The 8,499-nt window shown below is 63.7% G+C and carries 9 protein-coding genes; 4 read left to right on the forward strand and 5 right to left on the reverse strand.

Features of this window, described 5'->3' with window-relative positions:
* Window positions 1–26 precede the first annotated feature (26 nt).
* Window positions 27–3,404 carry a M10 family metallopeptidase C-terminal domain-containing protein gene (locus tag ACO6VM_RS08765; protein ID WP_422403138.1) on the forward strand — a complete coding sequence of 1,126 codons (3,378 nt, stop codon included), beginning with the start codon at window positions 27–29 and terminating at the stop codon, window positions 3,402–3,404.
* A 15-nt stretch (window positions 3,405–3,419) separates the two neighbouring features.
* On the opposite strand, the gene ACO6VM_RS08770 is transcribed toward ACO6VM_RS08765, so the two are convergent.
* Together ACO6VM_RS08770 and ACO6VM_RS08775 are read right to left on the reverse strand one after the other, a co-directional pair.
* Window positions 3,420–3,914, reverse strand: coding sequence for a SprT family zinc-dependent metalloprotease (locus ACO6VM_RS08770; protein WP_401059489.1), 495 nt, complete (start codon window positions 3,912–3,914; stop codon window positions 3,420–3,422).
* 139 nt (window positions 3,915–4,053) lie between these two features.
* On the reverse strand, window positions 4,054–4,653 hold the full coding sequence (locus tag ACO6VM_RS08775) for a Yip1 family protein (RefSeq protein ID WP_110993012.1): 600 nt from the start codon (window positions 4,651–4,653) through the stop codon (window positions 4,054–4,056).
* Between the two features lie 264 nt (window positions 4,654–4,917).
* Here ACO6VM_RS08775 and ttcA point away from each other — a divergent pair, with 264 nt between their 5' ends.
* Both ttcA and ACO6VM_RS08785 read left to right on the forward strand, forming a co-directional pair.
* Complete coding sequence (gene ttcA, locus ACO6VM_RS08780; protein ID WP_125462967.1) at window positions 4,918–5,742, forward strand: tRNA 2-thiocytidine(32) synthetase TtcA; 825 nt, start codon at window positions 4,918–4,920, stop codon at window positions 5,740–5,742.
* A 4-nt stretch (window positions 5,743–5,746) separates the two neighbouring features.
* A complete protein-coding gene (locus ACO6VM_RS08785; RefSeq protein WP_347150601.1) occupies window positions 5,747–6,418 on the forward strand; it encodes a DNA-3-methyladenine glycosylase I in 672 nt (223 codons plus the stop codon).
* A gap of 104 nt (window positions 6,419–6,522) precedes the next feature.
* On the opposite strand, the gene ACO6VM_RS08790 is transcribed toward ACO6VM_RS08785, so the two are convergent.
* Genes ACO6VM_RS08790 through arsC form a run of 3 tightly spaced genes read right to left on the reverse strand, consistent with a single transcriptional unit; the run spans window position 6,523 to window position 7,884 of the window.
* Window positions 6,523–6,936 (reverse strand): DUF2069 domain-containing protein, encoded by a 414-nt coding sequence (locus ACO6VM_RS08790; protein WP_401059493.1) that lies wholly within the window; start codon window positions 6,934–6,936, stop codon window positions 6,523–6,525.
* Window positions 6,929–7,534 (reverse strand): NAD(P)H:quinone oxidoreductase, encoded by a 606-nt coding sequence (gene wrbA / locus ACO6VM_RS08795; RefSeq protein WP_153785022.1) that lies wholly within the window; start codon window positions 7,532–7,534, stop codon window positions 6,929–6,931. The genes ACO6VM_RS08790 and wrbA overlap by 8 nt, the downstream gene beginning before the upstream one ends.
* Window positions 7,531–7,884, reverse strand: a complete 354-nt coding sequence (gene arsC / locus ACO6VM_RS08800; RefSeq protein ID WP_125462971.1) for an arsenate reductase (glutaredoxin) — start codon at window positions 7,882–7,884, stop codon at window positions 7,531–7,533. The genes wrbA and arsC overlap by 4 nt, the downstream gene beginning before the upstream one ends.
* A gap of 77 nt (window positions 7,885–7,961) precedes the next feature.
* On the opposite strand from arsC, the gene ACO6VM_RS08805 reads away from it, so the two are divergent.
* Complete coding sequence (locus ACO6VM_RS08805) at window positions 7,962–8,429, forward strand: TlpA disulfide reductase family protein (RefSeq protein ID WP_401059495.1); 468 nt, start codon at window positions 7,962–7,964, stop codon at window positions 8,427–8,429.
* Window positions 8,430–8,499: the final 70 nt, after the last annotated feature.

The following is an 8,499-nucleotide window of genomic DNA, read 5'->3' on the forward strand; positions in this document are numbered from 1 at the left end:
CTCCGGCCCATTCAGGAAATTGAGTAATGCCCAGCCCGCTAGGCTCTTCGTTTGCCCGTTCCATCCCGGTATCGGGCAACAGCGTGATCGACAGCCTGATCGGCGGCTCGGCCTGGGGCACCGGTTGGGGCACGACCCAACTGACCTATAGCTTCATCACCCCGGCTTCGCGGTTCTCCCTGTGGTACTCGCAAACCAACGAATACGAAAATGCCTATGTGCTCAGCGCCGCGCAGAAAACCGCTGTAACCGGCGCCCTGGCCGCCTGGTCGGCAGTGGCGGACATCCGCTTCAGCCTGGTGTCGGAGACACGCACTTCTGTCGGCGACATGCGTTTCGGCGGTACCCACGACATGGCCGAAGATGCTGCCGCCTGGGCTTATTTCCCGGCGCGCACCCCCAATGCCGGCGACGTCTGGATCGGCAAGCACACTAATGAAGCCAAGCCGGTGGCGGGCTCCTACGACTTCATGACGTTCATGCACGAGATCGGTCATGCCCTGGGGCTGAAGCACCCGTTCAGTGGCCTGCCCGACAACGACGCGGTGCTGCCAGCCGAGCTGGATGACGTGCGTTACACGCTGATGAGCTACAACAACGCCTACAGCACCGCCAGCGGCTATGTCGAGCCCAGCACCCCGATGCTGCTGGACGTCCTGGTGATACAGGGCCTGTACGGCGCCAACACCAAATGGCATGCCGGCAATGACACCTACAGCTGGAAGCCCGACCAGGTGGTGTTCCAGACCCTGTGGGACGCGGGCGGTATCGACACCCTCGATGCCAGCAACCAGCGCACTGGCGTGGTGCTCAACCTCAACGAGGGTGAGTTCAGCAGCATCGGCGCGCAATTCTTCGACGTCGCTCGCGGCACCTGGATCAACAACGGCCTGGCTATCGCCTTTGGTGCGAAGATCGAGAACGCCACCGGTTCGGCCTTCGCCGACACCCTGGTCGGCAATGCCCTCGACAATGTGCTCGACGGCCGTGGCGGCCAGGACATCATGGGCGGTGGTTTGGGCAACGACACCTATATCGTCGACGACGAGGGCGATGTGGTGATCGAGGAGAGTGCCTTGCCGGGCGAGACCGACACGGTCATCGCGTCGGTCAGCTACAGCCTCGGCGACAACCTGGAGGTCCTCACGCTGACCGGCCGTGGCAACCTCAATGGCACCGGTAATGGGTTGAACAACCGTATCACCGGTAACGCCGGCAATAATGTGCTCGATGGTGGCGCCGGGGCCGACACGCTGATCGGTGGTGCCGGCAACGACACCTATATCGTCGACGACCTGGGCGATACGGTCGTCGAAGCCGCCAATGCCGGTGTCGATACGGTGCGGGCTTCACTGAGCTGGGTGCTGGGTGCCAACCTGGAAAATCTCGAGCTCACCGGCGCAGACGACCTCAGCGGCACTGGCAACGCCTTGGTCAACGTGTTGACCGGCAATGCCGGCAACAACACCCTGGACGGTGGCCTCGGGGCCGACCGCATGATGGGCGGGCAGGGTGACGATATCTATTACGTCGACAACCTGCGCGACATCGTGGTCGAGGAAGCAGGCGCAGGGCGCGACCTGGTGCGCGCCTCGGTCAGTCATGTACTGGCGGCCAATGTCGAGGATGGGGAGTTGCTGGGCAAGGCCAACCTCGACCTAACCGGCAACGCCGGCAACAACAGGCTCACGGGTAACGCCGGGAACAATGTGCTCAAGGGTGAGGGCGGCCAGGACACCTTGATCGGCGGGTTGGGCAACGATACCTACTACGTCGACAGTGCCGACGACCTGATCATCGAGGAGGGCTTGTCAGCCAACGAGATCGACACCGTTATCGCCGCAGTCGACTGGCAGTTGGGGGCAAACCTCGAGAACCTGACCCTGGTCGGCACGGCCGGCTTCAGCGGCACCGGCAACGCCCTGAACAACCGCATCACCGGGAATGCCGGCGACAACCTGCTCGATGGTGGCGCAGGGGCAGATATCCTTATCGGCGGCCTGGGGAACGACACCTACCTGGTGGACAATGCCGGCGACCAGGTCATCGAAGGGGCAGGCAAGGGCAGCGGTATCGATACCGTGCGTGCTTCGCTGGACTGGGTGCTGGGCAGCAACCTGGAAAACCTGTGGCTCACCGGCAGCGCAAACCTCAAGGGCACCGGCAACAGCCTGGCCAACCAGATCGTTGGCAACAGCGGTGACAACCTGCTGTTCGGTGGGGCAGGCAACGACCGCCTCGAAGGGGGCGAAGGCGACGACCTGCTCGATGGTGGGCTCGGCAACGATCAGATGGCCGGCGGCCTGGGTAACGATATCTACTACGTCGACAGCCTGTTGGACGAGGTCATCGAGCAGCCCGGCGAGGGGCACGACCTGGTTCGCGCCTCGATCAGCTACGTGTTGGGCAAGGATGTGGAAGACGGCGAGTTGCTCGGCAGGGCCAATCTGGCACTGACCGGCAACCTGGGCGACAACGTGCTGACCGGCAACAGCGGCGCCAACGTGCTGCGCGGCGGTGGGGGCGCGGACACCCTGATCGGCGGCCTGGGCAACGACACCTACTACGTCGATAGCACGGACGACGTGATTCGCGAAGAGGGGCAGTCGCCAGCCGAAATCGACAGTGTGTTCTCCTCGGTCGACTGGTCGCTGGGGGCCAACCTCGAGAACCTCACGCTGACCGGGCAGGCAAACCTCAACGGCACTGGCAACGCCTTGAACAACCGCATCACCGGCAATGAGGGTGACAACGTGCTCGATGGCGGTGCCGGTATCGACACCCTGGTCGGAGGCCTGGGCAACGACACCTATGTGGTGGACAACCTGCGTGACGTGATCGTCGAAACCAGCAAGCTGGCGAGCGAGATTGATACCGTGCGCAGCTCGGTGAACTGGACCCTGGGCGCCAACCTGGAAAACCTGGTACTGACCGGGCAGGAAAACCTCAAGGGCACCGGCAACCTGCTGGACAACCGGATCACCGGCAATGCCGGCGACAACCTGCTTGACGGTGGCGCAGGCAATGACGTGCTCGATGGCGGCGCGGGTGACGATGTGCTGGTCGGCGGCCTTGGCACCGATACGCTCACCGGTGGCGACGGCGCTGACCGCTTCGTGTTCAATCTGCTCAAGGAACTGGGGGTGGGGGACAAGCGTGATGTCATCACCGACTTCAGCCATGAACAGGGCGACCGCATCGATTTGAGCAAGATCGACGCCAACCTGCTGGTCAGGGGCCTCAACGCTTTCCAGTTCATTGATGACAAGGCGTTCACCGGTGCAGGCCAGCTGCGTTTCGCCGATGAGATCCTGTCGGGCAACATCGACGGCAACCTGAATGCGGATTTCGAGATCCACCTGGTGGGCGTAACCCACTTCAGCGCTGACGACCTGGTGGCTTGACCCAGCGCCGCGGGGTTATTCCACCCGCGTCTGCCCGCTGAACACCAGGATCTCCCGGCACCGCCGGCACAGGTAGCGCCGCCCCTGGCGCACCAGCTTGTGGCGCTGCGCGGTGAACGGGAAATCACTCTGCGGGCACGGGCAGTGGTAGATGTAACGGGTCACCGCCCGCCGTTGCACTTCGTAGTTGTGGCAGCGGTTGGGCGGCAGTTCGTACACTCCCCGCATGATCAACTGCCACTCTTCGCCATGGGCCTGGATGCGCTCGCCGAACAGTTGGTGGGCGACCAGATGCGCCACTTCATGGGCCACGGTCTGGCGCAGGAAGTCTTCCTGGTTCTCACGGTACAGCTGCAGGTTGAAGCGCAGCAGGTTCTCGTGCAGGTGAGCGACACCCGCCTTTTGCCCGCGCAGCTTGAAGCTCACTTCCGGGCGCGGGAAGGGGCGTTTGAAGAAGGTTTCGGCTTGCTGGTAACAGGTTTCGACGCGTTGCTTGAGCTGCTCGGGCATGGCGGGGTGGTTCTCCTGGCCGGGCATTATGCCGCAAGCGCTTCGGGCCTGCCGAGCCACCGATCAGCGGATGGAACGAAGCCGCCTTGCGGCGGCCTCGGGTGATGCTCCCGTGTCGGGTCGATCTAATAGGTGTGTGCTAGTTGGTGTAGACGGGCCCCACGCCCAGTCCCCAGATGATCACCGTGGCGGCCATGATCGCCACCAGGACCACCAGGCCCACCGCCAGCACCGAACTGGAGAACAGGAAGCCTTCATCGGACGGAATGTTCATGAACGTCGGTAGCCCCACATACAGTAAGTAGACCGTGTAGCAGATCGCCGCCGTACCGATCAGCATGCCCAGCCACAAGTGCGGGTAAAGCGCCGCCAGGCCGCCAATGAACAGCGGGGTGGCGGTGTAGGTGGCAAAGGCGATGCACTGCGCCATGCTCGGGTTGGCGTCGTAGGTGCGCGCCATCCAGTGGATGAAGGCACCCATCACGGCCACCCCGGCGAGCATCGCCAGGTACGACATGATGCTCATCCAGATCGCGCTTTCCATGGTCAGCATCACTGCCGGGCGCTCGCCGATTACCCAGCCGACCTGGGTGGTGCCGATGAACGCCGAGACGGCGGGGATCGCCGCCAGGATCAGTGTGTGCGTCAGGTACATGTGGCTGATGCTTTCGTCCTCGCCACGGATCTCCCGCCACTCCTGGTCAGGGTGGGTGAACAGCCCTACAACGTGATGAATCATACTGGTCACTCCTATCGTCGTTGCCAAACGCCCCCCAGATGGAGCGCCTGTGGCCCGAGGCCAGGAACATCGATTACTGCGGTCATGTGGCCTTATGTCGCAGTATAGGAAGCCGTTCCCCACACAAAACCGGCTTTTTAGAGCAAATTGCGCTGTCAGGCCCGGTGTTGATTCCCTTGAAGTCTTTATCGGAATGGCCTACAGCGGTGCGCCATTTGTGCGTAAAATATGCGCCTTTTGTCACACCTCGCGGATCCAAGCGCTATGGGCACCCTCTCGGTCAACCAGAACAAACTGCAAAAACGCCTGCGTCGTCTCGCTGGCGAAGCCATCACCGACTACAACATGATCGAGGATGGCGACAAGGTCATGGTCTGCCTGTCCGGCGGCAAGGACAGCTACACCATGCTCGACGTTCTGTTGCACCTGCAGAAGGTGGCGCCGATCAAGTTCGAGATCGTCGCGGTGAACATGGACCAGAAGCAGCCGGGCTTCCCCGAGCACGTGCTGCCGGCCTACCTCAAGGAACTGGGTGTCGAGTACCACATCGTCGAGAAGGACACCTACTCGGTGGTCAAAGAGCTGGTGCCCGAGGGCAAAACCACCTGCTCGCTGTGCTCGCGCCTGCGCCGTGGCACGCTGTACACCTTCGCCGACGAGATCGGCGCGACCAAGATGGCCCTGGGGCACCACCGCGACGACATCGTCGAGACCTTCTTCCTCAACATGTTCTTCAACGGCGCGCTCAAGGGCATGCCGCCGAAGCTGCGCGCCGATGACGGGCGCAACGTGGTGATCCGCCCGCTGGCCTATTGCAGCGAGAAGGACATCCAGGCCTATTCGGACATGAAGGAATTCCCGATCATCCCGTGCAACCTGTGCGGCTCGCAGGAAAACCTGCAACGCCAGGTGGTCAAGGACATGCTGGTGGAGTGGGAGCGCAAGCACCCGGGCCGTACCGAAAGCATCTTCCGCGCCATGCAGAACGTGGCGCCGTCGCAGCTGGCCGACCGCAACCTGTTCGACTTCACCAGCCTTACGATCGACGAAAACGCCACCCCGCGCTTTCTCGACGTGGTGAATCTCTGAGCCCATGCGCGACTACTCGTGGCTGTATGAGTACTGCCTGAACCGCTTCGGCTCGGCCCAGGCCCTGGAGGCCTTCCTGCCGCAGCCGCGCACGCCGGCGCAGTTGCGCGACATCAGCGATGACCGCTATCTGTCGACCCTGGCCCTGCGCGTGTTCCGCGCCGGGCTCAAGCACAGCCTGGTGGACGCCAAGTGGCCGGCGTTCGAGCAGGTGTTCTTTGGTTTCGACCCGGAGAAAGTCGTGCTGATGGGCGCCGAGCACCTGGAGCGGCTGATGCAGGACGAGCGCATCATCCGCCACCTGGGCAAGCTCAAGAGCGTGCCGCGCAATGCGCAGATGGTGCTGGATGTGGCCAGGGAGAACGGCAGTTTCGGCGCGTTCATCGCCGATTGGCCAGAGACCGACATCGTCGGGCTGTGGAAGTACCTGGCCAAGCACGGTAACCAATTGGGCGGGCTGTCGGCGCCGCGCTTTTTGCGCATGGTCGGCAAGGATACCTTCATCCCTACCGACGACATGGCGGCCGCGCTGATCGCGCAGAAGATCATCGACAAGCCGCCGACCAGCCAGCGCGACCTGGCGTTGGTGCAGCAGGCGTTCAATCAGTGGCACGCCGAGAGCGGGCGGCCGCTGTGCCAGTTGTCGGTGATGCTGGCGCATACCGTCAACCATTGAGATCAGTGGTAATGCCATCGCGGGGCAAGCCCGCTCCCACGCATTCTGTGTGAGTGCAGCGTGGGAGCGGCGGTTCGCCGCTGCGACTTGCCCCGCGATGGTGTTTAGCTTGCTTCGCCCGCCAGGCGCCGCTCCTGCTGGAACTTCCAGCGCACGAACAGCAACCCGCTGACGAACAACCCCAGGCTCACCAGCACCTCAACCCAGCCAAACACCGCTCGCGCCGGGTCGAACGCCGCCAGCACGCCCTTGATGAAGTAGATGTTCACCACGAAGCAGGTCCAGGCATGCGCCCGGGCGCTGCCTTTGAGCATGCCGGGCAACAGCAGCAGCAGGGGGATCAGCTCGACGGCCAGGATCACCCCGACCCGCGCCCCGTGCAGGTCGGCGAACCACAGGTTGTTCACCACCAGCAAGGCGATCAGGCCGAAGAAACAGGCCAGGCTCAAGGCGCGGGTCAGGCGTACCCGTGGCGCCAGCCAGTCCAGTGGCGGCAGTACCTTGGGTTTTTTAGCCACGTTCGCCACCCAGGGCCTTGGCGGTGTTCGCCAGGCGTTGGCCGAGTGCGCGGCACAGGGTGATTTCGTGTTGATCGAGTTCGCGCTTGCCGTCGGCACCGGCATGGTGGCTGGCGCCATATGGGGTTCCGCCGCCGCGGGTTTCCAGCAACGCCGACTCGCTGTAGGGCAAGCCCAGCACCAGCATGCCGTGGTGCATCAGCGGCAGCAGCATCGACAGCAGGGTGGTTTCCTGGCCGCCGTGCAGGCTGGCGGTGGAGGTGAACACCGCCGCCGGCTTGCCCACCAGCTCGCCACCGAGCCACAGGCTGCTGGTGCCGTCGAGGAAGTACTTGAGCGGGGCGGCCATGTTGCCGAAGCGGGTCGGGCTGCCCATGGCCAGGCCGGCGCAATGGCGCAGGTCATCGAGGGTGGCGTACAACGCGCCGCTGGCGGGGATGTCCGGGGCCACCGCTTCGCACTCGGTGGAGATCGCCGGCACGGTGCGCAGGCGGGCTTCCAGGCCGGCCATCTCGACGCCGCGGGCGATGTGCCGGGCCATCTCGCTGGTCGAGCCGTGGCGGCTGTAATACAGCACCAGGATGTACGGGGCGCTCACGGCAGGATCTCCAGCACTTTCTCCGGTGGGCGGCCAATCACGGCCTTGCTGCCGGCCACCAGAATGGGGCGTTCGATCAGTTTGGGGTGCTGGACCATGGCCTCGATCAGCTGGGCATCGGTCAAGGCCGGGTTGGCCAGGTCGAGGGCCTTGTATTCGTCTTCACCGCTGCGCAGCAGCTGACGGGCGCCGATGCCCAGCTGGCCAAGCAGTTGCTTGAGGGTGGCTGCGTCTGGCGGGGTTTCCAGATAGCGCACGATGGTGGGCGACAAGCCGCGTGCTTCGAGCAGCTCCAGGGCGCCGCGGGATTTCGAGCAGCGCGGGTTATGATACAGGGTCAGATCGGTCATGACGGGTCGCATCCAGCAGGGTGTGGCGGCTATTCTAACCGACTTCAATGCTTGAAAACTTCGAGAAGGATTGACCCATGGCAAGGCGTTTGGCAGCTGCACTGGCCATCACCGCGAGCCTGTTGCTCGGCGGCTGCGGTGCAGACTACGGTGTGGACCAGCACGGCAATACGGTGAAGAGCGAACAGGTTGACGGGCACTGGCTGGTGCTCAACTACTGGGCCGAATGGTGCGGCCCGTGCCGTACGGAAATTCCCGAGCTCAATGCCGCGGCCAAGCAGTGGGAGGCCCAGGGCATCAAGGTGCTCGGGGTGAATTTCGACGGCTTGCAGGGCGCCGACCTGAAGGCTGCCACCGACACCCTGGGCATCGCCTTCACCGTACTCGCCCAGGACCCGGCCGAGCGCTACGAGCTGCCGCGCAGCGAAGCGCTGCCGGTGACTTACATCATCGACGACAAGGGCAAGGTGCGTGAGCAGTTGATGGGCGAGCAGACGCTTGAAGGGCTGCAGGCGAAGATCAAGGCTTTGAAAGGCGGCGCCTGATAGGCACATCGCGGGGGGGGGGGGGGGCGACAAAGAAAAAACGAGGGAGGGGGTGGGCCGAGAGGGGGGT

Origin of the sequence: Pseudomonas sp. GZD-209, assembly GCF_049310485.1 — a bacterium.
In the GTDB taxonomy this organism is placed as follows: Bacteria; Pseudomonadota; Gammaproteobacteria; order Pseudomonadales; family Pseudomonadaceae; genus Aquipseudomonas; species Aquipseudomonas sichuanensis.